Source organism: Actinacidiphila guanduensis (assembly GCF_900103985.1).
Lineage (GTDB): Bacteria > Actinomycetota > Actinomycetes > Streptomycetales > Streptomycetaceae > Actinacidiphila > Actinacidiphila guanduensis.
Map to the genome: position 1 here is coordinate 18,355 of NZ_FNIE01000017.1, position 25,847 is coordinate 44,201.

The following is a 25,847-nucleotide window of genomic DNA, read 5'->3' on the forward strand; positions in this document are numbered from 1 at the left end:
TCTGACCCACCAAACCCCACACACGTTTGTTTGTTGTCTGTGTGTGCGGTCGATCCGTTTTTCCGAGCTGATGTGGCCCCGCCGGCGAGCCGTGTGCCGATCGGGAGAGAGAGGAACGTCTGATGGGTTTCACCGGTGACGTGGCAGTCGGCGGTTCGGTGGGGCGGGAGGAACTGGTCGCCAGGGCGCGGGCGTTGCAGCCGCTGCTGCGCGAGCACGCCGGCCGGGGCGAGGCCGACCGGCGGGTCGCGCCGGAGGTCATGGAGGCGCTGACGCAGGCCGGGCTGTTCCGTCTGATGAAGCCCGCGCGGCTCGGCGGCCACGAGGTGGACCTGCGGACCCTCGTCGAGGTGACGGAGGCGCTCGGCGAGGCCGACGGGTCGGCGGCCTGGCTGGTGGGCGTGGGCGCCGTGGCCGCCTGGCTGGTGGGGACGGCCTCGAAGCAGGCCCAGGACGACTTCTTCGGGGACGACCCCGACGCGCGGGTGGCGGGCGGCAGTTCGCCTGCCCCCGCCCGCCGCGTCGAGGGCGGCTACCGGGTCAGCGGCCGGTGGGCGTACTCCTCCGGGGCCCACGGGGCCGCTTGGGCGTCGATGGGCGCGATGCTCCTCGACGATTCCGGTCAGCCGCTCGACGCGGTCCTGTGCGTCGCGCCGGCCTCGGACCTCACCCTCGAACGCACCTGGAAGACCGTCGGCATGCGCGGCACCGGCAGTGACACCCTGGTCGCGGAGGATGTGTTCGTCCCCGAGCACCGGGCGATCTCCCTCGGGCAGGTGATCGCCGGGAAGTGGCCCATACCCACCGGCGAGGTGATGTACCTGCTGCCGGCCGGTCCCGTGGGCCTGCTGGCGCTGCTCGGCCCGATCCTGGGGCTCGGCCGTGCCGCGCTCGACCACGTCGTCGCGCAGGCCTCGAAGAAGGGCATGCACCACACGTTCTTCGCCCGGCAGGCCGACTCGGTGGGGGTCCAGATCCGCCTCGCCGAGGCCGCCGTGAAGCTCAAGACGGCCCGGCTGCACACCTACGCCGTCGCCGACGCCATCGACGCCGCCGTCGGCCGGGGCGACGACGTGGCGTACGGCGAGCGCGCCGAGTACCGCGCGGAGTACGGTTACGCCGCCCAGCAGGTCCTGGAGGCCCTGCAGATCCTGGTCGACGTCCACGGCGCCGGGGCGTTCGCCGAGTCCAGCCCCCTGCAGCAGTGGTGGCGGGACGCGAACACCGCGGCCCGGCACGCGGGGCTCAACGCCGCGGTCGGCTACGAGGTGTACGGCAAGTTCCTGGTGGGTGTGGACGAGCAGGTCAGTCCGATGATCTGAGCCGGGGTCAGGACCGGGTTGCGGACCGGGTTCAGGAGCGGGCGGTGGGCGCGAGGGTGTAGTAGACCGAGCGCCCCTGCTTGCTCCGCTCGGCGATACCGCCCGCGACCAGTGACTCCAGCGTGTTGCGCACCACGACCGTGCTCGCCTGCCGGACCAGGCCGGAGTCGTTCACCGTCACCGTCGCCTCGTGCACGGTGGTGGGCCCGTCCAGGGCCGCCAGGTGCTTGACGACGAGGTCGCGCAGTGTGGGACCGCTCCGGCCGGACCGCTTGGCGGACCTGCGTACGGGTGCGGGCTCCTCACCGCCGGGCGCCGTCCTGGCGGCGGCTTCCGGAGCGGCGGCCTCCGAACCGGCAGCCTCCGGAGCGGCGGCCTCTGCGCCCGCGCCCGCCTCGGTACCCGCGGTTTCCTGCGCGGCCTGCGGCCTCGACGGCAGGCGGTCCAACAGCCCCAGCAGCCACACCCGGTCGCGGTCGAGTTCCTCGAGCCGGGCGCGGGCGTCGGCGATCTCGCCCTCGATGCGGGCCAGATCCGCGTGGATCCGCTCGACGTACATGTCGGTGAGGGTGCGGGAGTGGGACTGGTCGGACACGTGACCTCCGGGTGGCGTCGGTACGTCCTGTATAGCCGATCCTGCATCGGCACCGGGACGCCGCCTGCCACCGGCCATCCGCCGCGGCGCTCTCCACGGGGGATCGAAGACGCCGTCTCCCCGCCGGTGGCGGGGCACCGGAGGGGAGACGGCGTGCCGGTCCCTGATCCGCTTCTTCCGTCCATGCGGTACGCCCGCGGCTACTGCTGTCCGATCACCTGGACCTCGCTGAGGGCCATCTGGCCGCCGAGTTGGGCCCCGTTGTCGGGCCGGTCGGCGATGATGCGGACGTACCGGGCCCGGACGGGGGAATCGAGCCGGACGCCCGACAAACCGCCCGCGGTGTCGCTGTGCCGGGCGACGGTCCAAAACGTCGAGCCGTCGAGGGAGACGTCGACGTGCCAGTGGGTCGCGAACGCGCTGTCCGGCTGGAGCAGGGCGATCACGTCGACCGACCGGGCCCGGCCCAGGTCGAGTTTCTGCATCCAGCGGAACTGCGCGGTGGCCTGCGTCGAGGTGGCGGGGTCGCCGTCGTCGGCGTACGTGGGCTGGGACCCGGGCTGCAGCAGGGCCTTCGTGCCGTCGATGTACAGGGCCTGCGTCGGTGCGTCCAGCGCGAGGTTGCCCGGCCCGGGCGCGTAGGCGCCGACCTCGGCGATCGCCATCTGGCTGCCGCGCTGGCCGCCCTGGTCCGGCCGGTCGGCGACGATCCGCAGGTAGCGAGCGGTGACCGGCGCGGCGAAGGTGACCGGGATGGTGCCCCAGCCGGTGTCCGTCTCCTTTCCGACCGTGGTCCAGTCCGTGCCGTTCGTGGACGCGTCGACGTGGAAGGCGGTCGCGAAGTTCGACTGCGGCATGGTCACGGTCGCGGAGCCGAGCGACTTCGTGTTCTGCAGGTCCACCACGAGCTGCCAGAGGTACTGGTCGGTGGCCTGCGTGGAGGTGTCGGGCTTCCCGTCGGTGGCGTAGGACGCCTGCGAGCCGGGTTGCAGCGCCGCGGTGCTGCCGTCCAGGTACTGCGCCTGCGCGGGCTTGTGCAGCGCCAGGTTCACCGGGGCGCGGCCGGCGGGGGCGGCGGCGAGGTGCGCGTAGGCCGGTTCCAGTCCGGCGTTCGCGAGCAGCGAGGCGGGCACGCCGGTGCCGTCGGAGCCGATCTGCGTGTTGCCGGTGATGGTGGCGTTGTCGGGGTCGCCGCAGGTGAACCCGGGGGTGAGGGTCTCGTAGTAGTTGCCGGTGAAGCTGAAGTCGCCGTAGGGCGCGCTGGGTTCGCGGCAGCCGCCGAAGGAGGCGGTGTCGTTGCCGTAGACCGCGTTGCCGGTCTCCGTGACGTACTGGCTGCCGCCGTCGGTGTAGATGCCGTTGCCGTAGTTGGCGTCGTAGCGGACGACGTTCCCGCTGATCAGCAGACCGTCGGCGAGCGAGTCGCCTTCCTGGCCCAAAACGTAGATGCCGCCGCCGTCGCCGCGCTGCTGCATGGCGTCCTCGACGAGGTTGTCGGTGATTCGGTTCCCCGCGGCCTTGACGACCGGAACGCGGCCCCAGCCCCAGTTGGAGCTGATGCCGCTGTAGGGCACGTCGTCGATCTGGTTGTGCGTGATGGTGTCGTAGCGGGTGTAGCCCTGGAAGATGCCGATGCCGCCGGTGTACTCGACCGCGATGTTGTGCACCCAGTTGTCGGCGATGGTGTTGTGGGAGGGGATCACGGCGAGGTCGGCGGGATCGGCGTCGGCCCCGTTGCCGATCTCCATGCCGCTGGAGGAGATGTCGGTGAAGACGTTGCCTGTGATGTCGGCTTCCGTCACGGCCTGGCCGAGTTGCAGGCCCGCGGCGCCGAGGTGGGTGAAGGTGTCGCCGGTGACGGTCAGGCCGGTGGCGTGGTCGAACACCACGTTGCCGGGGGTCATGGTCCAGTCGCCGTACGGGCAGGTGCCGGGGTCCGTGGTGGAGAACTTGTCGCAGGTGCCCTGGTACTTCCAGGCGTTCTCGCCGGTGAAGCGCATGTTGGCCTGGGTCTCGGCGAACCCGTCGTCGCCGTCCGGGGCGGTCCAGCCGCCGTATGCGAAGGTGAGGCCCCGCAGGGTGAGGCCGGTGAGCGGGTGGGCGAGGGTGCCGGTGCCGGAGACGAGTGTTTGCAGGCGCGGGATCTCCACGTCCGCGGTCCGCATGTCCTGGCCTTCGCGCGGGCGGTAGTAGACGGTGTGCGCGTGCTCGTCCAGGTACCACTCGCCCGGGTCGTCCAGCAGCTCCTTGGCGTTCTGGATCTGAGCCAGGTCGCCGGTGCTGATGGGGTACTGCCGGTTCACCGAGTTCTGGAAGCAGGGCTCGTCCATGGTGATGGTCGTGCCGGCGGCCGAGGCGACGCGGCAGCGCACCTGGACCCAGCCGATGTCGTACACGAACTCCACGTCGGTGACGTTGCCGTAGTCCTCGATCGTCGAGTCGGTCGTGGTGTAGCCCGTCGCGGTCTGGGTGAGCCCGCCCGGGGCCGCCTCGGACGCGATGTTCCCGCGGACGCCGTCGACGTAGAGCTGGCGGGTCTTCGTCCCGGCCGGCACGCGCGCCTGCCACACCCCGTCCGCGCCCTGCTTCCAGCCGCCGACCCGCTCGCCACCGCTGAGCACGGGGTGGGCGCCGGGGGCGGCCGCGTAGTTGACGGTGTGTCCGTGGGTGCCGCCGTCGCCCTTGAGCGCGTCGAACTCCAGGGTGCTGTCGAGGCGGTAGGTCCCGTCCGCCAGCACGACGTCGATGTCGCCGCTCATCCGGCCCGTCGCCGCGCGCACCTCGCTCTGCGCGGTGGGCAGCGAGCATGGGCTGTTGGTCGTGCACGCGCTGCCGTGGCCGTCGGGGGCGACGGACAGCACGCGCGCGGGGGCGGACCCGCCGGCGCCGGTGGTGGCGACGGCTTCGGTCCCGGCGAGGCCGGTGAACAGCAGGGCGGCCGCCGCCGGCCAGGCCCATATCCGGGCACGGGGGAATCTTCGTCGATGCATGGGGTCTCCCTGGACATCACCGGTCGAGGCTGGCGGGCCAACGTGTGTGTACGGAGGCTGTTTGTGCGGACGCGACCCACCGCCGCCTCGCAGATCGGGATGACTATGACAGATCCCGCGATGAATGCAACCCATCCGACGCGTGGTTGTCACAAACGCGCATGGGACACAGTGGTGTAAGAGTGAGTATTTCACTCATACTTCGGGTCATTAATCCGATTCAAGGACACCCCAGTGCCGCCATGGTGGCGACGTAAAACTCCGACTCAGTGTGCGTCACACGGAGGGGCCGACACATGTGTGTCACCGTCGGCGCGCTTCCGTCCTGGTGTCGCGCCGTGTGGTCTCCGACGAACTCCTTCTCGGCCCAGCGCCGGATGGCGTCCCGGCGGCGGGACCTTCGGCAACACCCTGTCCACCCACGACCACGGACCGGCAACGGTCTTCGTGTCGCTCCGGCCGCTGCCCGCACCGCGAGTCATGGAGGAAGGTACGCAGGGCGTTGTGCGTGGTGCCCGACATTGTGCGACTCTGACGGGAGCGGAATGTTTGGGGCGGATTTGCCGCCCGCCAGTCGATGATTCCATGGGATTGTAGGAGAGCACCAGGTGAGCGGCTCGTACGAGCTGATGGCCCTGATCAGCGATGCCGGCACTGTGCTCCGCTGGACGCAGGCCGCCGAGCGCTTGTGGGGCTACTCCGCCGCCGAGGCGACGGGCCGGCCGGCCGATCGGCTGTTGACGACCGGTGGCGAGTCCCTTGCCGGTCCGCTGACCGCGTCGGGGAGCTGGTCCGGGCCGGTGGCGCTCAGGCAGCGCGACGGGGGGCGCCAGATCGTGGATCTTCGCGTGACTCCCTTTTCCGCCGGCGAAACCGACCAGGACTGGCTCGCGTGGGAAGCTGCTCCTGTCGAGGCAGGTCCCCGCTCCGGCCTGGACACCGCGATGCTGAAGACGCTCTTCGGGCACGCTCCGACCGGTGTGGCGTTCTGGGGGCTCGATCTACGCTGCACCTGGTACAACGAAGCGCTCACGGGCATGGATTTCATGCCCGGCGGTCCGCGGGTGGGGAGTCGGCTCCCGGACCTGCTGCCACCCGGGCGCGGGCACCGCATGGAGGACACGATGCGGCGGATCCTCGACGGCGGCCCACCGTGTGTGGATCTGGTGTGGATGCATCCCCCGACTGGAGGCGACCCCGAGTTGTCGCTGTCCTTCTTCCGTCTCGACGACGGCGACGGCCGGGCGCTGGGCGTGTGCCTGACGGTCGAGGACATTCGCGAGAGCTGGTCGCGGCAGCGCTTGGGGCTCCTGGTCGAGGCCGGCACCCGGATCGGAACCACGCTCGATGTCATGCGCACCGCACAAGAACTGGCCGACACCGCCGTGGCGGCCCTCGCTGACTTCGTCACGGTCGACCTCGCCGATTTCGTCATGCTGGAACAGGAGCCGTTGGAGCGCCTCAGCTCCACGCAGGCCGGCATTCCTGCCTTCTACCGTGGCGGAATGGCCTCCATCCACCCCGGCGTTCCCGAGGCCCTCTGGCAGCGCGGCATGCCGGTGCTCGTTGCTCCGTCCTCCCCCTACACCGACGTCAGGGATTCCGGAGAATCCCACGTCGAGCCGGTGATAGACACCTCCGCCCCGGGAACCTGGCGCGACCACGACCCCGACCGGGAAAGAATCTTCCGTCAGTTCGGGATGCACTCCCTGATGATCGTCCCTCTCCGAGCGCGCGGAAAGGTGCTCGGCATCGTCTCCTTCCTACGGTCCAGGAACCCGGCCCCCTTCAGCAGCGTGGATGTCTTCCTGGCCGAGGAACTGGCGGCGCGGACCGCCCTGTCCCTGGACAACGCCCGGCGCTACAGCCGCGAGCGCATCGCGGCTCTCGCTCTGCAGCGCGACCTGCTGCCCCACGTCCTGCACAGCGGCGACGCGGTCGATGTGGCCTCGCGCTACCTGCCTGCGGACAAGCACGGAGGCGTCGGCGGCGACTGGTTCGACGCGATCCCGATGTCGCGCAACCGGGTCGCCCTCATGGTCGGCGACGTCGTCGGCCACGGCATCGGCGCGGCGTCGACCATGGGCCGGCTCCGCATGGTGCTGAACACCCTGACCAACCTGGACCTGCCCCCGGAGGAAGTGCTCGCGCGTCTCGACGAACTCGTCGTCGGTCTGGCGCGGGACCGGCCCGAGGAGGAGCTCACCTCACCGAGCGTGGGAGCCACCTGCGTCTACGTCGTCTACGACCCCGCGACCCGGCGCTGCACCATGGCCAGCGCCGGGCACCCTCCGCCGGCCGTCGTCACCCCCGACGGGCAGGTCGAACTCGTCCGTCTCCCCCCTGGAACGCCCATCGGCGTCGGGCTGGGTGACTACCGTTCAGTCGAGATGGAACTGGCCGAGGGAAGCCTGATCGCGCTGTACACCGACGGCCTGGTCGAAACCCGCGATGCCGACATCGATCACGGACTGGACCGGCTGTGCACCGCTCTCGCCGTGCCGGCGACGACACTGGAAGACCTCTGCACCCAGGTCATCGACATCACACTGGCCGGAAGGCAGTCCGAAGACGACGTCGCCCTGCTGCTCGCACGCACGCTGCCCCTCGCACCGTAAGGTCGCGTCTTTGGAACGGTGCTGCGCGGCCCCTTCCGTCCCTTCCCCCGCTCCTTCGCCGTCGGCGAGTTCGCCCTCTTCCCCAAGCCCCCGTGGTTCGTCACGGCCCGCACGGCCGCGACCACGGGCCGCCGCCTCACCCGTTTCGCAGTGAAGCCCTCTTGGTCCCGCCTCCCGGCGGTCTTCGCCTCGGCCTTCCGTGCCTAGGCGGCGTGCCGGCGCCTCCTTGACACTTCCGCCGAAGTTGACGCATCACCTATATGCTCGCGCCATGGTGCGTGACGAACCGCGGTCTTCGCCACGACCTTCAGCGGGCTCTTCGGTTCGGGTGGGCCAGGACCCGCGGTATCAACTGTCCGTGCTGTTCTTCTCGATGACCGTCTCGGCGATCTCGGCCAGCATGACGACCTGGCCGGGGGTGAGGTGGTCGAGCAGCAGCCGCCGGACGTCCTCGACGTGCCGGGGTGCGGCGGCCTCGATCGCCGCGCGGCCGGCGGGGGTGATCATCACGTACGCCCCGCGCCCGTCCTCCACGCACTCCTCGCGGGCGAGGATGCCGCGCTTGACCATACGCGCGAGTTGGTGGGAGACCCTGCTCTTCTCCCACCCGAGCACCTTGGTGAGTTCGAGGATGCGCAGCCGGCCGCCGGGGACACGGCTCAGCTCCGCCAGCACCGGGTACTCGGCGCCGGACAGGCCGTATTCGCTCTGCATGACCCGGCCTGCCTCGCCCACCACCAGGTCGTGCATCCGCAGCAGGCCACGCCACGCCCGTTCCTCGACCGGAGTGAGCCAGCGCGGTGTCGCGTCCATCCGTGCATCGTACGAGAAGGCGGGCATCCCGACCCGTCCCCCTCTCCCCCATCGCCGTCCTCACCGCGCCCCCCTGCCGTGCCGCGCCCGTCCGGGCGGAGAGCGGTCAGCGGGCCGGCGCGGCTGGATCGGCCCGCGGGTGTCGGCGTCAGACCTGGTTGGCGCCGCCGTCGACGTACATCTCGGTGCCCGTGATGAAGCTCGACTCGCCGGTGGCGAGGAAGAGCGCGACGCTCGCGACCTCTTCGGGCTGCCCCATCCGGCCGAGCGGCACGCCCGCAGCGAGCACGCCGCGCAGCTGGGCGGCCTGTTCCTCGTCGGGGGCGAGCCCGTTCAGGCCGGGGGTCGTGATCGGTCCGGGGACTATCACGTTGACGCGGATGCCGCGGCCGCGCAGCTCGTTCGCCCAGGTGCGGGCGAAGGAGCGGATGGCGGCCTTGGACGCGCCGTAGACGCCGAACGCCTCGCTGCCGACGGTGGCGGCGGTGGAGCCGGTGAGGATCACCGACGCTCCGTCGACGAGGAGCGGGAGGGCCTTCTGCACGGTGAAGAGCGTCCCCTTGACGTTGGTGCCGAAGGTGGCGTCGAAGTGTTCCTCGGTGACCTCCTCCAGCTTGGCGAACTCGCCGCCGCCGGCGTTGGCGAACAGGACGTCGATACGGTGCCCGGCGTCGGCGATGGCGGCGTACAGGCGGTCGAGGTCCGCCGGATTGCCGCTGTCGGCCCGGACTCCCGTCACGTTTCCACCGATCCGCCCGACCGCCTGGTCGAGGGCGTCCTTGCGGCGCCCGGTGATGTAGACGTGAGCGCCCTCCCGGCTGAAGCGCTCCGCCGTGGCCAGCCCGATGCCGCTGGTCCCGCCGGTGATCACGACTGTCTTGCCGTCCAGCTGTCCCATGGTGTGCTCCTGCTTCCGGGCGGTCCGAGGACCGCAACTCCTTGAATCTTCAATGACGGTACCTCCAGATAGGTGACGCGTCAACTACATGCCGAGGCCTTCGCCCGGCCCGCGGGCACCAGGCTGGCTCAGGGGCCGCGGCACCCCGAGGCGAGAATCGGACTGCGGACGGCGATTAATGGCTGCCGACGCGGCCGTGCGCGCTTCTACCGTGGTGACGAAGCGATCCGCATACTCGAAGTTTCGAAGGAGTGCCTCGAATCTTCCCTCTGCGGCGGGACCGAGAGTACGAGCAGATCGAAGGCCACGTACGAGAGGTACGGAAATGGGCAGGAATACACTGGAAACGCGCGCAGAGCCGCAGGCGGCTGATGGTGACGAACCGACGTCCTATGTGACCGGGTTCGGCAATGAGCACTCCAGTGAGGCGCTCCCCGGGGCCCTTCCGGTCGGGCAGAACAACCCCAAACGTCCTGCATACGGGCTCTACACCGAGCAACTCAACGGGACCTCGTTCCTCGTGCCGCGTGCAACCATGCGTCGGTCATGGCTTTACCGTATTCGGCCCTCGGTCGTCCATCCGCACTTCACCCGGATGGACAACGGAATGATACGGTCGGGGCCGTTCACCGATTCCGGCGCCGAACCGAACAAAGTTGCCTGGAGTGCGGTGTCCGAACCGGCTCCCGGGACCGACTTCATCTCAGGTCTCGTGACGCAAGGCGGCTTTGGATCACCGGAGAGCAGTTCGGGAATGGCTGTGCACTGGTACTGCGCCAACACGTCGATGCCCGACCGCGTGATGAGCAATACCGACGGCGAGTTCGTGATCATTCCCACGAAGCGGACGGTGATGGTTCGCACGGAGTTCGGTCGCTTGAGCGTCCCGCCGGGGCACATCGCGTTGATTCCGCGTGCAGTGAAGTTCAGCGTCGATCTCCTCTCCAGTAGTTCAGGCGGGGCCGGCGCGGCAAGCGGTATCGTCGTGGAGAACTACGGAGCGCCTTTCGTGCTGCCGGAGCTGGGTGTGCTCGGCGCCAACGGATTGGCCAATGCGCGGGACTTCGAAGCGCCGGTGGCCGCCTACGAGGACTCCGCTCGTCCGGTCGAGGTCGTTCAGAAGACCGGCGGGAATCTCTGGACGGCGACCTACGATCACTCGCCGTTCGACGTGGTCGCCTGGCATGGCACTCACGTGCCTTACCGTTACGACCTGAGCCGCTTCCAGATGGTGCACTCGACCAGCTTCGACCACACCGATCCTTCGATCGCCACGCTCCTGGTGTCGCCCACCGGTCTGCCGGGTGTGAACAACATCGACCTCTTCACGGCGAGCCGAGGGTGGTTCGCCCAGAGGAACACGTTCCGACCCAACTGGTACCACCGCAACGTCGCCACCGAGTACATCGTTCGCATCAGCGCGCCGGAAGGGACTCCGGAAGAGGATCTGAAGGCCGGATCGTGGTCCGAGGTCGGATACACCGAGGTCGTCAACCAGTTGACGCCGCACGGCGTGCCGCCGAGTGCCTGGGAGTACGCGACCGACGCGGGAGAAGACCCCATCCCCCTCGACTTCGGTCTCCTCCTGGGTTTCGAGGCTCCGCACCCGCTGGTGCTGACATCGGCCGCGGCCACCTCCGATCGGCGCTTGCCCGACGACCAGCCGATGTTCGACGGGCTGATCAGTCACTTCACCGGCCCCGCATCGGGCAGTGCGCAGTCCGTCGAGCGCTCCTGACGCACCCGGCGTAAGCGGCCCCGGCCCGGAAGCGAACGAGCGCAATGCTCGGAGACAAGGAAGATCTTTGCGATGGAGAGTGACAACATCCAGGTGGGCGTCTTCGCCGACGGCCCCGTGGAAGGCCTGAGTTTCGCTACACCGACCCGGACCGGACGCACCGGCAGGGGCGGCACGTTCCACTATTTCCCGGGGGAATCCGTCGAGTTCCGGCTCGGTCCGATGTTCCTCGGCCGGGCACAGGCAGGTCCTGCGATCACCAGCCTCGACTTTGAGGGAGCCGGTGGCAAGCGCGACGGTCTGTTCGGTAGGACATCTGCGTACGCCACCAACGTGGCCCGCCTTCTGCAGAGTCTGGGTGCGGGGCTGGACCTCGCCGACGGCATCGTCATCACGGACGAGATCCTCGCCTCGGCCGCGGAGATCCGTCCCGGCACGATCGTCTTCGATGTCGCCGAGACGGAGTTCGAGGCCCAGGAGGCCGTCCGTGACTTCCTCGGCCGCATCGGCCGCACCCTGCGTGATGCCGGGGTGGCGCGCAATCATCTGCACCGCAGCGCGCGTGGCATCAAGCGTCTGACCGATGTCAGGGTGCCGACACGGAATGGCTCCTTCGTGCTGGCCGACGTCTTCCTGCCCACGGCGCCAGGGCGTTACCCGGTCATTGTGCGGACGAGCGTCTACGGGCGCGGATACCCCCACGGCGCGGTCCTCACCGCGGAGGACCGTCACAAGTCGGAGCAGAAGCAGGACGAGTGGCAGGAGTCCGGACCGCCGGACGTCCCGCACGGGTTCCCGTCCTCCTTGATCCACTACACCGAGAACTACGGCAGTGCCAATGCGATCGACTGGGTGCCGCGTGGGTACGTTCTCGTCCGAGCCGATTCCCGTGGCGTCGGAGGATCGCCCGGCGACATCGCACCGTTCTCCACGGCCGAAGCCCGTGACTACTACGACACGATCGAATGGGCGGCGGCGCAGCCCTGGTCAAGCGGCAAGGTCGGCACCCTCGGCCAGTCCTACTTGGGAACGAACCAGTGGAACGTCGGCGCGCTGGCGCCACCATCGCTGAAGGCCATGATCCCGTGGGCGAGCGACGTCGACGTCTACCGTGAACTCGCCTACCCGGGCGGAATCTTCAACGAGGAGTACCGTGCGAACTGGTGGGAGTGGGTCAGCTCCAACACCACCCACCGGCCGCAGGCGGACTTCCTGGACCACCTGAAGGCCCATCGCTTCGACGGCCCCGCCTACAGAACGGGGGCGGGGGGCCCGGTCAGTCCCGATCTCTCGGCGATCACCGTGCCCTTTCTCGCCGCGGTGAGCCAGACCCTGAACATCCACGGGCGCGGCGGTATTGAGGCTTTCAAGCAGGCCAAGGGACCCGCGCACCTGCTTCTGCTGGCGGAGAACTACATCCCGTTCTTCCACGAGCACTGCCTCGAAGATCAGTATCGATTCTTCGACTGGTACCTCAAGGGCGAGGGTTCCGCTCCGCCGGCTCCCCCGGTCCGCCTGTTGATGCGCACCGGTCAAGGGGGTTACTCCTGGCGCGACGAGAGCGACTGGCCGGTACCCGGAACCGAATACCTCAGCTACTACCTCGATGCCGGTCCAGCCGGTGCCCGGCCCGCAGTTCCCGGGCCCGACCGGATGTACTCGCTCACGGACGTCCCTGCAGCCACGGTCGAGAGAGTCGACTACTCGGCGGACGTGCCCGATCACAGTCTCGAGAGCAGGGTCGCCAGCGGCGTGCGTTTCCTCACCCGGCCGCTGAGCGCCGACCTTCACCTCGGAGGCCACGTCAAGGCGGAGCTGTGGGTCTCCTCGACGACACAGGACATGGATCTGTTCGTGTCCGTGCGCGTGGTCGACGAGGACGGCCAGGAGGTCCGCTACGCGGTTGAGGACGAAGCCTCCGAGGTGGCCATGACATGGGGGCTTCTGAAGGTCTCCCACCGCAGGACCGATCCGACGAGATCCCGGGATCGTCCGTGGCACACTCATCTCGAATCCGACCTGCTCCCGTTGACGTCTCGCGACGACATCGTCCTCGTCGAGGTGGAGCTGCTGCCCGCCACGGCCGTGATCCGTGCCGGACAACGACTGCTGCTGGACATCGCCCCCATCGAGGGGCGCGGCGGTCAACGGAACCCGGACTTCAGTTACGCCCATCGCGAGTACGACCACTCCTACCACGACGGGGCACAGAACTCCCTCCACGTCGGACAAGGCCGTCCGAGCCGCCTCGTACTTCCCGTGATCCCGCCCGTACAACCGGCATTGGGGCACTCGGCAGCGACGTCCGCCTGATTCCCGACTGCACGAAGGTCACCATGAGATTCGCCATTTCCATTCCCGACCTGATCCCCGACGGCACGTTCGATCCGGATTCCCTGCGGAGCTTCCTGAACCGCGCGGAGCAGCTGGGCTTCGAGAGCGCATGGACCCAGGAGATGGTCTTCGGCCACGTCGGGCGCCTCGCCCCGTTGGACCTGCTCACCTTCGCGGCAGCGTCCAATCCCCGCCTCGGACTCGGTTGCGCGGTGCTTCTCTCGACGTTCCACAGCCCGGTCCATCTCGCCAAGAGCCTCCTGACCATCGACCAGCTCAGCCGCGGACGGCTGGAGATCGGGGTGGCCACCGGAGCGACCAAAGGTCGGCAGATGTTGGCCTACGGAGTCCGCGCCGAAGACGTAGGGCGCCGCTTCGAGGAGGGCATCAGGCTCATGCAGGCGCTTTGGACCCAGCCCACCGTCAACTTCGCCGGAGAGTTCTGGCAGGTCGAGGACGCCGCTTTCGAACCCAAGCCCTTCCAGAAGCCCAGGCCGCCGCTCTGGTTCGGTGGGCACAGCCCCAAAGCGCTTCGCCGCGCGGTCGCGCTGGGCGACGGGTTCTTCGGTGCCGGATCGCAGACCACGCAGGCCTTCGCAGCCCAGGTCGACGTCATCCGCAACGCACTTGCCGCCGCGGGACGCGACCCGGGCAGCTTCAAGCTGGCCAAACGCGTGTACACAGCCATCGATGACGACACGGGCAAGGCACGAGAGCGTGTCGCCGCGGCCTTCGCGGAACTCGGTCGCTATTCGGGTGGGCAGATGCCCGACCTCACCCCTGTAGCTCTCTACGGGGACGCGGACGCATGCGAGGCCGGACTACGCGAGGTGGCCGCTGCGGGTGCCGAGTTGATCCTCCTGACACCGCTGTTCGATGAGGAGGAGCAGATGGAGCGCCTGGGGACCGAGGTTCTGCCGCGCTTCGCCTGAGCACGAGCGGGCCGACGCCGCTGCCTACCGGCGTCGGCCCGGCGTCGCGCCCCGATGTGCGGTGCCCGCGGGAGAGCTGGCCGGCGTGGGTGCCGATGTGCGGCGAGTGCCCGGCGCCTTGAGCCTCAAGACGGCGATTCGTCACCACGCCGCACCGGGGTCGGCGGCCGGCGTCGGAGGGTGTCGGCAGGGCTGATTCCGTAGCGCCTTCGATATTCGGCGGCGAACCGGCCGTAATGGCTGAATCCCCAGCGTTGGGCGACGGCGGTCGCGGTGGTCAGTTCCGGTTCGGAGCTCTCCAGCGTCTCGTGCGCACCGGCCATGCGCACTCGATGGAGGTACGCCATGGGACTCGTGCCGACATGTTGCCGGAAGCCGGCCTCCAACGCCCGCACGCTGAGTCCCACATGCTGGGCGATCTCACGGACAGTCATGAACTTCAGTGGCGCCTCGTCGATGGCTGCCAGCGCGGCACGAACTGGCGCGGGAGCCCCGAAACCCGCCGACCGGCGGATTTCCTCGGACCAGGGGTGAGGCTGGCTGAGGAGGAGGCTCAGCGTCACCAGACGGCCAAGCCGGCGGTACATCACCGGATGGACGTCCGCGCCCCGCGGATCAGCAAGGACGGCCTGAAGGAGACGGAGTGTGTGGACGAACGTGCCACGTTCCGTGACGTCCAAGAACGGCTCGAAGACCACTCCGGACCGAATGCTGTGTCCCAGCAGCTCGCCGAGTTCGGCCTCCAGCAAGGCGCGCTCGATGCTGATGGTGAGGACCTCACACTCCTCCGAGAGGTGCTCGGAGGAGACCATGCCGCTTGCCGGGGAGAGCATGACGCCGGCCGATCCGCTCAGGGTCGACGACGCCGCGCCGGTGGCAACACGCACGGTCCCACGAAGCGGGAGGTAGACGGTGTAGTCGTCGTGCCGGGCCCCCAGGACGGAGCACGGCGACACCTCGGTGGATGTGACGGTCACATGGCCGAGGAGGATCGATCGCATCCGCAGCCGGAAGCGACCGTCGTGCCGCGCGTTCCGAACCGTGACCTCGCCGTATGTGCCGCTCAGCAGTCTCGCCGCCTCGCCGACATCGCTCGTTGCGGTGGACATGGACTCCGATCGACCCAGAACGCCCGCGTGCCGAGGTGGGCTCGGCAGCGGTCGCCGGGCGCCCGGCGCAGCACTGGCGCGCCCTGGGAAGTCACCGCCGAGCCCGTCCACTTCTTCCCTCGTCATCCTGGATCCTCCGTCGCCTCGGCCGCTGCGCGCGCGTCATACCGTCGGTGGACGGTGCCGGCGGCGTCCCGGACCCGCCTCGCGGCCCCACGCGGTCGGCCTAGAGCTGGGCGAAGCGAACCGCGGCGACGGCCACCGCGAGCGCAAAAAGCACGGCGTTGACGGCCACTTGGGACCATTCGGCACGCCGGCCGTGGACGATCGTCGCACCCACCATGGTGACGGCCAGGCCCGCAGCGGCAATCGGCGCAACCACCTTGGCCGTGTCGAAGGCCCAGGGCACGACGATGCCAACCGCTCCGAGCACCTCGAGGACCGCGATGGTCTTGACCTGCCACGCCGTGAAGTCCGCGGCCCAGCCCATGCTGGGGTTCTCCATGAGTTTGGGATACGGCGTCACGGCTTTGACCAGGCCGGCCACGAGGAAGACGAGCGCCAGCAGGCTGGTCAGGATCCAGGCGAAAACGTCCATCAGGACCAACTCCCGATCTCGCCCTGAGGGCGGCTGGATCTCGTGACGATCGCTGGGGTCGCCTCATGGAATCTCTGCGAGTGACTGGTCATCGAGCACCTCATGCGTCATTTGCCTCCGCCTTGCGCACGCTCGGGAGGCCGCTGGTCCACAGGACCGGCTCCTCGAGCATCCGGTTGGGCGCATCGATCTGCGGTTGGGAGGGGTGGGCCGACGGAAACATCGGCCATCTCAGTTCGCCAGCGACGCGCAAATCAATGGTGATACACCATTGATTGGTCACTCACCATACAGTTTCGCGACGCGACGGACAACTCACAGAGGTGCTCAGGCACACGCCGGCCCACTCGCTCCGGCGCTGACGTCGGCGCTCGTCGCGACAGGACTCCTCGCCGGGAGACCGGCCCTGCCTACGACTCGTCCTCGCCGAACCGTCGGCCGTCCGGGTCGTTCCGCCGTCCGGCGTCGATCGCACTGCCGATGGCGGGGGCGCGGGGGCTTGTCATCTGCGGCTCGCCGCCCTCCTCCGGACGACGGAGAGTGCATAGTGGCAACGGTGGCCGACCAGGCGGCGCACAGGCGTTTCCGATCACGCCGACCGCAAGCTCACCCCTTGGGCGCGGTCGCCGGGTCACCGGGGCCCCAGGACCCGCAGAACAGGTGGTGCCTCAGGTACCGTTGGCACATGACCGAGAAAGCGGGGCAGGTCGACGCCGCCGAGTCGCAGAGCATGCTCCCGCTGCTCGAGCACTTGGCCCGCGCAGGCCGCCGCGCATATCTCAACGAGATGGCACCGGGGGGCCTGCGGCCGCGACACCTGATCGCGCTGCGCCTGCTGGCGGACCTGGGCCCGCAGAGCCAGCTGCGTCTGGCCGAGGCGCTGAGCCTGGATCCGAGCAACGTGGTTGCCCTGCTCAAGGAACTCGAAGAGCGCGACCTGGTTCTGCGGCGCCGTGACCCGCTGGATCGGCGCCGGCACATCATTGAGCTCTCCGGCAAGGGCCAGGACGAGGTGGCGCGGTCCCTGGCTCGTGGCGTCGCCGTGGAAGATCATTTGTTCGCCGCGCTCGACAGAGATGAGCGCGCAACCCTGTTCGAACTGCTCCGGCGAGCGGCGGGCACAGCGTCGCCGGCGTGTTCCGGTGAGGACGCTCCAGCCGCAGATTGACCCGGAGGCGGCCCCCAACCCGCCCGAGCGCATGTTCGCGACCGCCCGAGCACATTTTCTCGGCCGGTGGCGACACAGCCCGCCCCGACACCCCCGGCCGTCCGCCCTGCCGCCTGCTCCGAACCTTCGGCCTCTGCCCCGACGCGGCGAGCCTCTTTCCGTGGCCCGGCCGTTGTGCGATCACTGATCCTTCTCAGCGTCGCCGCTCCAGGGTGGGGACTGCCTTGGTGATTCACGTCATGTTGTCGGGGCCGCAGCGACGACCCTCATCGATGACCACTCACCAATGATTGGTCATTGACCAATCATTGGTTATATGCCTAGCATCGCTGTCGTAGAGGGCCTCCAGTCGCGGGTCGTCCGCGTCTGCAGGGCTGGCACAGCGAGGGAGAACGACCGTGGGACTGCTGGACGGCAAGTGCATCGTGGTGACTGGTGCGGGACGCGGGATCGGACGATCGGTTGCGATCGCCGCCGCGGCCGAAGGCGCACGCGTCGTGGTCGCCGACTACGGAGTCGCGCTCGACGGGGGTGCGCCATCCTCAGCCGCCGCCGACGACGTCGTGGAGGCCATCAGGCAGCAAGGCGGCGAGGCGGTGTCCGTCGCTGATTCAGTGACGACGATGGCCGGCGCAGAGCGGATCGTGGAGACCGGCGTATCGCGGTGGGGCCGGGTCGACGGTCTGGTCTGCTGCGCGGCCATCCTCCGTCCGAGCTCGTTCCTCGACATGAGCGAGCAAGACTGGGATGACGTCGTCAATACCCATCTGCGCGGTCATTTCACGATGATGCAGACCGCGGCTCGCGCGATGGCGAAGCAGGGATCGGGCGGGTCGCTGGTCGCCTTCGGGTCGGGGTACCTTTCTCCGACACCTCACCTGGCCAACTATCGCGCGGCGAAGGCCGGTGTGGTGGCGCTGACCAAGACCGCAGCCATGGACCTGGCCGGCACGTCGATCCGGGCGAACTGCGTTTCCCCCGCTGCCAACACCCGGATGACCGAGGGCACCGGTCTGCGCATCCGCGGCGAGGCCGATGACATCGCCCCGCTGGTCGTTTACCTGCTTTCCGACCTGTCCAAGGAGGTGACCGGTCAGATATTCAGCTCCGCGGGTGACCGCATCGCCGGGTGGAGTGACCCGTTCGAGAACCATGTCCTCCGTCGGCTGGGCGGATGGACCCCGGAGGCCCTGGCGCAGGAGGTCCCCGCGCTGGTGCACGAGCATCCGGCCGACGGGGTCGGCGTGCTCGAGGAGACGCCGGAGCAGTTCGCAGCAAAGATGAAGCGATGATCCTGCGCCCCAAGGAGGCACGGCGGTGAGCAGGAACATTCACTTCGGGCTGGACAGCCCGATCTACCTGACCGACGACGGGCGCGGTGGCGTCGTCGACCCGGCCCAGGCAGTGCGCGACGTGGTCGATGAGGCAGTACTCGCGGACGAGGTCGCGATCGACTCCTTCAACATGGGTGAGCACTATCGCGACGACCAGATGAACACGGCTCCATCGGTATTCCTCGCCGCCGTCGCCGGTCGCACTTCGACGATCAGGCTCGGCACCGCGGTAACCGTGCTGAGCACCCAGGACCCCGTACGGGTATTCCACGACTTCTCGACCCTCGGAACAGGATCCGCGGCTGGCGCGTCCCCTCCCACGACCAGTTCCTCGCCGAGGTCACGCAAGGTTCGTTCTATGTCGGATCGCCGGATACCGTCACCCAACGCCTCGCCGAGACCATCACGTTGCTGGATGTCGACCGGTTCGATCTCGTCTACGCCCCCGGCCGGGTCCCCCACCAGGCACGGATGCGCAACATCGAACTCTTCGGCACCGAAGTGATCCCCCGGGTCCGCGGGATCCTCGCCGAACAAGCGACAGCAGCGCGTTGAGCACCAGCGAGACGAGCACTGTGGAAGCCGCCGCAGATCCGGCCGAGATCGCGTTCGGACTGGCCTTCTTCGGAGAACCACCGAGGCCTACGGCCATCAGCCACGGGCACCGAGACGGTCCGCATGCCTCGCCCTCGCTGCGGCCGGAGTCAGGTCCTCAGGAGGCGCCCCGGCTTCGGGAACCCTCCGCGGTCGACGGCCGCGCACCAGGTCCGACCAGTTCGGCCTCAGATGCCTCAATGGCTTTGCAGCGGTCGATCTGCTGCTGGACGAGTCGCCGAGTCCTCCTCAGCGAGACGATGCGCGCGTCGATGACGTCCAGCTTCTCCTGCAAGCTCTGCTGGACCGCGGCATGGTCGATCGACCCGCCGGCCATCTCATCGGTGAAGAGCAGGATCTCTCGTAGCGAGAATCCGGTCGCCTTGCCCGTGGCGATGAGTTCCGCCGTCTCAAGGTCCTTCTCGGAGTAGGTGCGGTAGCCGTTGTCCGCCCGAGCACTGGAGAAGAATCCCATCTTCTCGTAGAACCGGATCGTGTCCGTCGTGACACCGACCCTCCGGGCGAACTCTCCGATCAGCATCCGGCCGGCCTCCTCGTATCGGCATTCATCCTTGAACAATACTCCAAGGTTTCTCGGGCCAGAACTCCACGGCAGTTGCGTCGCGCTCTGCTCAACCGCGGCCACCGAACGTCGCCCGACGTCACCTCCAGCCGTCGCGATGGCGTCCGGCACCCCCTGCCTCGCGTCCCTTCGGCCGGTTCTGCGATCGCTGCCATCCAGGACTTGACCTTGGAGTGCAGTCCAAGGTTTAGCGTGGCTTCACCTGCTACGAAAGAGAGGCTTCCATGGCCGATCCGCACACGAATGCGACCGCTCCCGCACCGCCCGCCGACGGCGCCGGCGTCGCGGGCATGGAGGGGTTCTCCCACCGGTACGCCGAGGTCAATGGCACGCGCATTCATTACGTCATCGGAGGAGAGGGACCCGCGGTCGTGCTGGTCCACGGCTTCCCGTTCACCTGGGAGGTGTGGCGCTCGGTCATGCCCCGCCTCGCCGCGGCCGGACACACCGTTCTCGCACCGGATCTGCGGGGCGTCGGGTATTCGGCACCGGCCGAAACCGACACGTTCTCCAAGACGAACGTTGCCGAGGACATCCGCCAGATCGCGGCCGGACTCGATCTCGGCCCGATCCACCTGGTCGGCATGGACGTGGGCGGCATGGTCGCCTACGCCTACGCGTCCCGGCACCCCGACGATGTGCGGCGGCTGGTTCTGTCCGAGACGCTCATCCCCGGCTTCGGCCTCGAGGAGAAGATGAACGTCGCCGAGGGAGGCACCTGGACCTTCGCCTTCTTCGCCCAGGTCGACACTGCGGCCTTCCTCACCCAGGGCAAGGAGAGTGCCTTCCTTCCCTACTTCTGGAAGGAGACGTCCGTGCGACCGGAGGCTGAGGCGTTCGGCATCGCTCACTACCTGCCCCACTTCACCGGCCCGCTCGGACTGCGCGGCGGCCTGCAGCACTACGCCTCCATGGTCGAGGACGGCCGGGCGAACCGCGAGGCCTTCACGGGCAAGCTGCCGATGCCCGTGCTCGTGCTCAACGGCGACCACGGCTACTTCCGCGAGGAACTGCTGACCGGTGCCCGTCAGGTGGCCGAGAGCCTGGAGGACGACGTCATCCCCGACGCCTCGCACGCCTATGCCTATGACAACCCGGAGGCCACCGCGGAGCGACTGCTCCGATTCTTCGCCTGAACCGCAGCCTCGGCCCCCACGCCGAAGCGCGCCCAGATCGCACACCCGGAAAGAAGGAAGCCGAATCATGACTGACGTCGTGTCGGACACCGAGCGGTTGGTCGCCGTCGATGCCATCCGTGAAGTGATGGCGTGGTATGTCTACTACGCAGATCATGCTGAATGGGGCAAGCTCGCGGGCCTGTTCACTCCCGCAGCGTCGTTCAGGACCTACGGCCCCCGTGATGAGCTGTACCTGGATCTGACCGGCCCCCGCGAGATCGAAGACACCATCCGCGGCAGTGTCGGGAACGCTCGAGCGATTCACCACCTGTTCTCCTACACCGCTGAGGTGCAGTCGACCACGTCCGCTTCGATCGTGGTCAACATGGAAGATCTCATCACTCCGCCCGACGATGGGAGCGGCGGCGCCGTCCAGCTCGGCGACGTCACGTTCACGTCGGTCCACGGCTACGGGCACTACCGCTGTGACCTTGTGAAGGTGGAGGGCACCTGGAAGATCGACAAGCTCGTCCAGACCCGCCTCCGGATGGACTTCGCACAGTGAACGCGGGTGCTCGTACCCCGGGCCGGCTCCCGGGGAAGACGGCACTGGTGACGGGAGCGACCAGCAACATCGGCCGCGCCATCGCCATCGCGTACGCCGCCGAAGGCGCGGTGGTCGCCGTCAGCGGTCGCGATGGGACACGGGGCGCTCAGGTCGTCGCCGAGATCACCGACGCCGGCGGCCGGGCCGTCTTCGTCCCGGCGACACTGGACGGCAGCGCCGCCGCGTCGCGGAAGCTGGCAGCAGATACCGCAGCAGCGCTCGGCGCCGATATCGACATCCTTGTCAACAATGCCGGCATCTTTCCAGGAGCCACCACCGCGGCCACCGACGAAGCCATGTTCGACCAGGTGTTCGCAGTCAACGTCAAGAGCGCATTCTTCCTCACAGCCGAGATCGCTCCGAAGATGGCCGCACGAGGCACCGGCTCGGTCATCGTCCTCGGCTCATGGATCGTCCGACTCGGCATCCCGGTCGCCACCGCGTACGCCGCAAGCAAAGGTGCCCTGGAGACGCTGACCCGGGCCTGGGCAGCCGAATACGGGACCCACGGCGTGAACGTCAACGCGATCTCCCCGGGAGTCATCGCCGAGAATCCCGCTGAGGGAGCTGACCACTACGTGCGGGGCACGGTGGCCAACAAGGTCGAAAGCCCGCAGCAGATAGCCCACGCGGCCGTCTACCTCGCCAGCGACGAGGCGTCCTTCATTCACGGTGTCGTTCTCGACGTCGACGGTGGTCGGACCACGGTAGCAGTGACCGGCGCCTGACCGTGTGCGCGCCGGGGCTGCCGCCCTTGGGCAGCCGGCCGGTCGCCGTCACCAGTCGGTCGACCTCGCCGCTCACGACGGCTGCCGGCAGGGCCTCGTGGGGGAAGTGCCCGAAGACCGTCCCCTTGGCGACGCCGGCTCGGGCGGCGACCTGGGCGTTGGAGGTCTCGGAGCCCTGCTCGGCGAACAACTCGAAGGCGGCGGCCAGGAGCGTATTCCGGATGCGTGCTGCGTCGGCGCGCAGCGGGTCACGGCGATTGCCGCCGCCACCCGCGGCCCGGCGGGCAGGGTCCAACGGAGCTGAACTCCCCGCGTGCCCCCGCCTCAGGAACCCGAGGCGCGGAGCCGTTCCTGTGCCTTGTGCATCAGGTCGCGGGCCTCGGCGGCATACGGGCCGACGAGTGCGCCGTCCCGCTTGACGAACTCGCCGCCGACCAGGACCGCTTCGACATCGGCCGGGCCTGCGCCCAGGCCGAGCATGGCGACAGGGTCGCCGAAGCCGTCGAGGTGCGGGGAGCGCATGTCGACGATGGCTATGTCCGCCTGCTTGCCCGGCGTGAGCGTGCCGGTCTCGTCCGCGAGCCCGAGCACTTGGGCGCCGCCCACGGTGGCCAGGCGGAGCATGTCCCGCTGGTGCAGGGCCACTTCGTGGACCAGTTCGTTGCGTTCGAGGGCGCCGGCGTTCGCACGGGACCGCTCGGCAGCAAGGGCGAGGCGCATCTCGGAGAACAGGTCGGTGCCCGCGCTGCAGATGGTGTCGACACCGAAGCCGGAGACGATGCCCCGCTCCAGAGCCCGCCCGGTCGCGGGGTAGGTGCCGAACTGCATCAGCATGTCGGTGCTCGGCGTGATGGTGAGTGTGCCTTCGCTGGCGGCGATGAGGTCGAGTTCGGTGTCGGTGAGCTGGTTGCCGTGGGTGTAGTTGATGTCCGGGCCCAGCAGCCCGTCGCGTTTGAGTGTCATGACCGCGTCGGCGGTTCCCGCCATGCCGACGTGGATCGAGATGGGCAGGCCGAGTTCGCGGGCGAACGCGAAGTCCTCGGCGTTGCGCTCGGCAGAGGTGAAGCACGGGCCGCGCAGTGCCATGCCCATCCGCAGGCGGCCGTTGGCCGTGTTACGGGGGAAGTGCTCGTCGCGCAGGCGGCGCGCGTCCTGCGGATGCGGTGGGTTCGGGTCGTCGCCGGCCGGGCCGGGGCCCCCGTAGAAGAAGACGCCCCGGATGCCGGAGCGCTGCAGCCCGAGCAGGTCGGCGTCCGCGTGCTCGGCCGAGTGGAGCGCGTGCGCCCAGTCGCCGATCGACGTGATGCCCGCATCGAGCGCTTGCAGCGCGCCCCACAGGGTGCCGGCGTAGATGTCGTCCGGTGTGTGCCGCAGGGAGATGCCGGTGAGCACTGCGGGCCCGTACCCGTAACCTGTCATCTGCGGGGTGTAGCCGGCGATGGCTCCTTGCCACACATGCCGGTGGCTGTCGATCATGCCGGGCATCACCAGCCGCCCGCGAGCGTCGACCACTTCGGTGTCCTGGCCGGACGGTTGCAGGCCGGTACCGACCTCGGCGACCACACCGTCGCGCACGCGCACGTCACCGCCGGGCAGGTCGCCGAGCGTGTCGTCGACCGTGACGACGTGGCCTCCGGTGATCAGGATTTCGTTGGGCATGCCTGTGCTCCATTTCGATCGGATGAGGACATCGAGGCTTGATGCCAGGGCTGTCGGTCCCGGCCACTGCCGGCCGGCGCGCCAACGCACCGGGACACGCCGGCGTACGGCACGTCGAAGAGCGTGGCGCGGGTACGGGAGTCGGCGGGGGTCAGGCCGGCACGGGGGGTGTCAGGGAACTCGCCAATTCGGTGAAGTGCCGGATGACCGGCGAGTTTCGCGTGGCCATCCAGGCCAGACAGACCTTGCTGGGTCCGATGTCCCGTACGGGGACGACTGAGACGTCCGGGCGGGTGTAGAAGTTCGCGGTCGAGCGCGGGATGACGCAGATGCCCACTCCGGCTGCCACCAGTTCGAGTTTTTCCTCGACGCTGTGGATCGGTGGTACGGCGGTGCGCGCCCCGGTGCGCAGCTCCTTGGCGACATCGCGCCACTCCGGCACCGCGTTCGGGTCCTGCAGGAGGTGATCGCCGGCCAGTTCCGCCACACCGAGTGTCTCCCTCGATGCCAGCGCGTGGTCGGCCGGCAGAATGGCGACGCGCGGTTCGGTGAACAGGGGCAGCATGTCCAGGTCGCTCGGGTCGACGGGAAGGCGGACGATGCTCACATCGGCCCGTCCGTCGCGCAATACCTCGACCTGGTCGTCCCAGCCGGTGCGCAGCAGTCGGACTTCGAGGCCGGGGCGGGTGGCGGCGAGCGCACGCACGGCCGAAGTCACCGTGATGCCCGGCATGAAACCGATCGTGAACCGCGGTGCGCCGCCGGCGGCTGCCGCGACGCGGCGCACCAAGGCGTCCGATGCGCCGAGCAGTTGCGGCGCCTCCTTGAACAGCAGGGAGCCGGCGGAGGTGAGACCTGTTCCCCTCCGGTTCCTGTGAAAGAGCTGTACACCCAAGTGCTCTTCCAGCGCCTGGACTTGGCGGGAGAGGGCGGGTTGCGCGATATGGAGTCTCTCGGCCGCGCGACCGAAGTGCAGTTCCTCGGCGACCGCCACGAAGTAGCGCAGTCGGCGCAGGTCGATATCCATGCCCGGTTCTCATCTCCTGTGGAGCCGCATGGCCCCGCTGTCATCCTGCGTGCGGATGGGAGACCCGCTTCCCCGTCCTCCCCGTCGTTCCGCCGGCGGGGGTGGTTCGCGGTCAGCCCTGGGCGAAGACGGCCAGGGGGTCGATGTGTGCGGGGGTCCAGCCGAGTTCGGCTTGGGCGTGTGCGGCGGTGAACTGCTGGTCGAGGGCGAAGGCGTCCGCAACAGGGCCCATGTCGGTGCGGGCCTGCTCCAGGGTGATGGACGCGGTCCTGCCGTGCAGGCCGATGCCGTGGCTGATGGCTTCGGCGATCTCCTTGGCGGTCGGGTTGACGCCGCTGACGCCCGCGAAGACCGAGCCGGCCTTCGCTCGCAGGCTCGCCACGTACAGTTCCGCGAGGTCGTCGAGGTGGATGAGAGCCCAGTGCTGGCTGCCGTCGCCGATGTAAGCGACGGCGCCTGTTTTCCTGGCCGGCTGGGTGAAGAAGATGTCGATGAGGCGGTTGTCGCCTCCGTAGAGCAAGCCGGCCCGGATGATGACCGGGCGGCCGCCGCGGGCGGTGCGGGCCAGGACGGCGTCCTCGACCGGGCGGCGCCAGGCGACCAGCGCGGGCGGGTTCCAGGGGGCGTTCTCGTCGACGACACCGTCGGTGTCGCCGTATACCCACACGCCGCCCGTGTGCACGTAGGTGCCCGCGCCGACGCCGTCCTGCATCGCCGTCGCGGCGGCGAGGTCCTCCTCGCCCGATTCGGCCTGTGCAAGGTGGATGACGGCTTCGGCGCCTGCGGCGGCCTCGTTGAGCACGCCGAGGTCGGCCAGTCCGCCGCGCACGGCGCCGGCTCCCGCCGCCTCGACCGCCCCGGCGGAGGCTTCGCTCCGGGCGAGCGCGCGCACGGTGTGCCCGTGGCGGATCAGGGCCTTGATGACCGCCGTGCCGATGTAACCGGAGCCACCCGTGACGAAGACCTTCATGACACATCCCATTCTCTGATTCCGGCAAGTACCTCGGATGTCTCCACTGTGCGACCTGGCCGGTGCGGGCGTCCAAGACCTGATTCGGCACCTGTGATGCCCGATGGGCATC

22 protein-coding genes are annotated in these 25,847 nt (G+C 68.9%); 11 read left to right on the top strand and 11 right to left on the bottom strand.

The window, feature by feature from the left end:
• Positions 1 to 122: 122 nt before the first annotated feature.
• Complete coding sequence (locus BLR33_RS29130; protein ID WP_093787632.1) at positions 123 to 1,322, top strand: acyl-CoA dehydrogenase family protein; 1,200 nt, start codon at positions 123 to 125, stop codon at positions 1,320 to 1,322.
• Between the two features lie 31 nt (positions 1,323 to 1,353).
• On the opposite strand, the gene BLR33_RS29135 is transcribed toward BLR33_RS29130, so the two are convergent.
• Entirely contained in the window at positions 1,354 to 1,917 is a 564-nt protein-coding gene (locus BLR33_RS29135; protein ID WP_093787633.1) for a hypothetical protein, read from the bottom strand.
• A gap of 200 nt (positions 1,918 to 2,117) precedes the next feature.
• The gene (locus BLR33_RS29140; RefSeq protein ID WP_093787634.1) at positions 2,118 to 4,907 is read right to left on the bottom strand and encodes a discoidin domain-containing protein; all 2,790 of its coding nucleotides are present in this window, start codon (positions 4,905 to 4,907) and stop codon (positions 2,118 to 2,120) included.
• A gap of 608 nt (positions 4,908 to 5,515) precedes the next feature.
• Between BLR33_RS29140 and BLR33_RS29145 the strand changes: the two genes are divergently transcribed.
• Positions 5,516 to 7,525, top strand: coding sequence for a SpoIIE family protein phosphatase (locus tag BLR33_RS29145; protein ID WP_093787635.1), 2,010 nt, complete (start codon positions 5,516 to 5,518; stop codon positions 7,523 to 7,525).
• A gap of 348 nt (positions 7,526 to 7,873) precedes the next feature.
• On the opposite strand, the gene BLR33_RS29155 is transcribed toward BLR33_RS29145, so the two are convergent.
• A complete protein-coding gene (locus tag BLR33_RS29155; RefSeq protein WP_176930582.1) occupies positions 7,874 to 8,338 on the bottom strand; it encodes a MarR family winged helix-turn-helix transcriptional regulator in 465 nt (154 codons plus the stop codon).
• 148 nt (positions 8,339 to 8,486) lie between these two features.
• The gene (locus BLR33_RS29160; RefSeq protein ID WP_093787636.1) at positions 8,487 to 9,236 is read right to left on the bottom strand and encodes an SDR family oxidoreductase; all 750 of its coding nucleotides are present in this window, start codon (positions 9,234 to 9,236) and stop codon (positions 8,487 to 8,489) included.
• A 325-nt stretch (positions 9,237 to 9,561) separates the two neighbouring features.
• On the opposite strand from BLR33_RS29160, the gene BLR33_RS29165 reads away from it, so the two are divergent.
• The 3 genes from BLR33_RS29165 to BLR33_RS29175 all read left to right on the top strand — a co-directional run bounded on the left by BLR33_RS29165 (position 9,562) and on the right by BLR33_RS29175 (position 14,240).
• Complete coding sequence (locus BLR33_RS29165; RefSeq protein ID WP_093787637.1) at positions 9,562 to 10,974, top strand: homogentisate 1,2-dioxygenase; 1,413 nt, start codon at positions 9,562 to 9,564, stop codon at positions 10,972 to 10,974.
• Positions 10,975 to 11,046: 72 nt separating this feature from the next.
• Positions 11,047 to 13,287: a CocE/NonD family hydrolase gene (locus BLR33_RS29170; RefSeq protein WP_093787638.1), complete on the top strand. Its 2,241-nt coding sequence runs from the start codon at positions 11,047 to 11,049 to the stop codon at positions 13,285 to 13,287.
• A gap of 23 nt (positions 13,288 to 13,310) precedes the next feature.
• A complete protein-coding gene (locus tag BLR33_RS29175; RefSeq protein ID WP_093787639.1) occupies positions 13,311 to 14,240 on the top strand; it encodes an LLM class flavin-dependent oxidoreductase in 930 nt (309 codons plus the stop codon).
• Between the two features lie 125 nt (positions 14,241 to 14,365).
• On the opposite strand, the gene BLR33_RS29180 is transcribed toward BLR33_RS29175, so the two are convergent.
• Positions 14,366 to 15,349, bottom strand: coding sequence for an AraC family transcriptional regulator (locus BLR33_RS29180; RefSeq protein ID WP_176930584.1), 984 nt, complete (start codon positions 15,347 to 15,349; stop codon positions 14,366 to 14,368).
• A gap of 226 nt (positions 15,350 to 15,575) precedes the next feature.
• Positions 15,576 to 15,947 (bottom strand): DoxX family protein, encoded by a 372-nt coding sequence (locus BLR33_RS29185; protein ID WP_093787641.1) that lies wholly within the window; start codon positions 15,945 to 15,947, stop codon positions 15,576 to 15,578.
• A 685-nt stretch (positions 15,948 to 16,632) separates the two neighbouring features.
• On the opposite strand from BLR33_RS29185, the gene BLR33_RS29190 reads away from it, so the two are divergent.
• The 3 genes from BLR33_RS29190 to BLR33_RS29200 all read left to right on the top strand — a co-directional run bounded on the left by BLR33_RS29190 (position 16,633) and on the right by BLR33_RS29200 (position 18,954).
• On the top strand, positions 16,633 to 17,115 hold the full coding sequence (locus tag BLR33_RS29190) for a MarR family winged helix-turn-helix transcriptional regulator (protein WP_093787642.1): 483 nt from the start codon (positions 16,633 to 16,635) through the stop codon (positions 17,113 to 17,115).
• A 398-nt stretch (positions 17,116 to 17,513) separates the two neighbouring features.
• Complete coding sequence (locus BLR33_RS29195; RefSeq protein WP_176930586.1) at positions 17,514 to 18,407, top strand: SDR family oxidoreductase; 894 nt, start codon at positions 17,514 to 17,516, stop codon at positions 18,405 to 18,407.
• Positions 18,408 to 18,432: 25 nt separating this feature from the next.
• Positions 18,433 to 18,954, top strand: coding sequence for an LLM class flavin-dependent oxidoreductase (locus tag BLR33_RS29200; protein ID WP_245771743.1), 522 nt, complete (start codon positions 18,433 to 18,435; stop codon positions 18,952 to 18,954).
• A gap of 207 nt (positions 18,955 to 19,161) precedes the next feature.
• Here BLR33_RS29200 and BLR33_RS29205 read toward each other — a convergent pair whose 3' ends face one another.
• On the bottom strand, positions 19,162 to 19,584 hold the full coding sequence (locus BLR33_RS29205; RefSeq protein WP_093787644.1) for a MerR family transcriptional regulator: 423 nt from the start codon (positions 19,582 to 19,584) through the stop codon (positions 19,162 to 19,164).
• A 266-nt stretch (positions 19,585 to 19,850) separates the two neighbouring features.
• Between BLR33_RS29205 and BLR33_RS29210 the strand changes: the two genes are divergently transcribed.
• From BLR33_RS29210 to BLR33_RS29220, 3 genes are all read left to right on the top strand, one after another.
• Positions 19,851 to 20,762, top strand: coding sequence for an alpha/beta fold hydrolase (locus tag BLR33_RS29210; protein WP_093787645.1), 912 nt, complete (start codon positions 19,851 to 19,853; stop codon positions 20,760 to 20,762).
• Between the two features lie 67 nt (positions 20,763 to 20,829).
• A complete protein-coding gene (locus BLR33_RS29215; protein ID WP_176930588.1) occupies positions 20,830 to 21,309 on the top strand; it encodes a nuclear transport factor 2 family protein in 480 nt (159 codons plus the stop codon).
• 47 nt (positions 21,310 to 21,356) lie between these two features.
• Positions 21,357 to 22,079 (top strand): SDR family NAD(P)-dependent oxidoreductase, encoded by a 723-nt coding sequence (locus BLR33_RS29220; RefSeq protein ID WP_245771744.1) that lies wholly within the window; start codon positions 21,357 to 21,359, stop codon positions 22,077 to 22,079.
• On the opposite strand, the gene BLR33_RS29225 is transcribed toward BLR33_RS29220, so the two are convergent.
• The 4 genes from BLR33_RS29225 to BLR33_RS29240 all read right to left on the bottom strand — a co-directional run bounded on the left by BLR33_RS29225 (position 22,015) and on the right by BLR33_RS29240 (position 25,735).
• Positions 22,015 to 22,374: a TetR/AcrR family transcriptional regulator gene (locus tag BLR33_RS29225; protein WP_093787648.1), complete on the bottom strand. Its 360-nt coding sequence runs from the start codon at positions 22,372 to 22,374 to the stop codon at positions 22,015 to 22,017. The genes BLR33_RS29220 and BLR33_RS29225 overlap by 65 nt on opposite strands.
• 29 nt (positions 22,375 to 22,403) lie before the next feature.
• Entirely contained in the window at positions 22,404 to 23,738 is a 1,335-nt protein-coding gene (locus tag BLR33_RS29230; RefSeq protein ID WP_093787649.1) for an amidohydrolase family protein, read from the bottom strand.
• Between the two features lie 151 nt (positions 23,739 to 23,889).
• On the bottom strand, positions 23,890 to 24,765 hold the full coding sequence (locus tag BLR33_RS29235) for a LysR family transcriptional regulator (RefSeq protein ID WP_093787650.1): 876 nt from the start codon (positions 24,763 to 24,765) through the stop codon (positions 23,890 to 23,892).
• 112 nt (positions 24,766 to 24,877) lie between these two features.
• Positions 24,878 to 25,735: an NAD-dependent epimerase/dehydratase family protein gene (locus BLR33_RS29240; RefSeq protein ID WP_093787651.1), complete on the bottom strand. Its 858-nt coding sequence runs from the start codon at positions 25,733 to 25,735 to the stop codon at positions 24,878 to 24,880.
• Positions 25,736 to 25,847 lie beyond the last annotated feature (112 nt).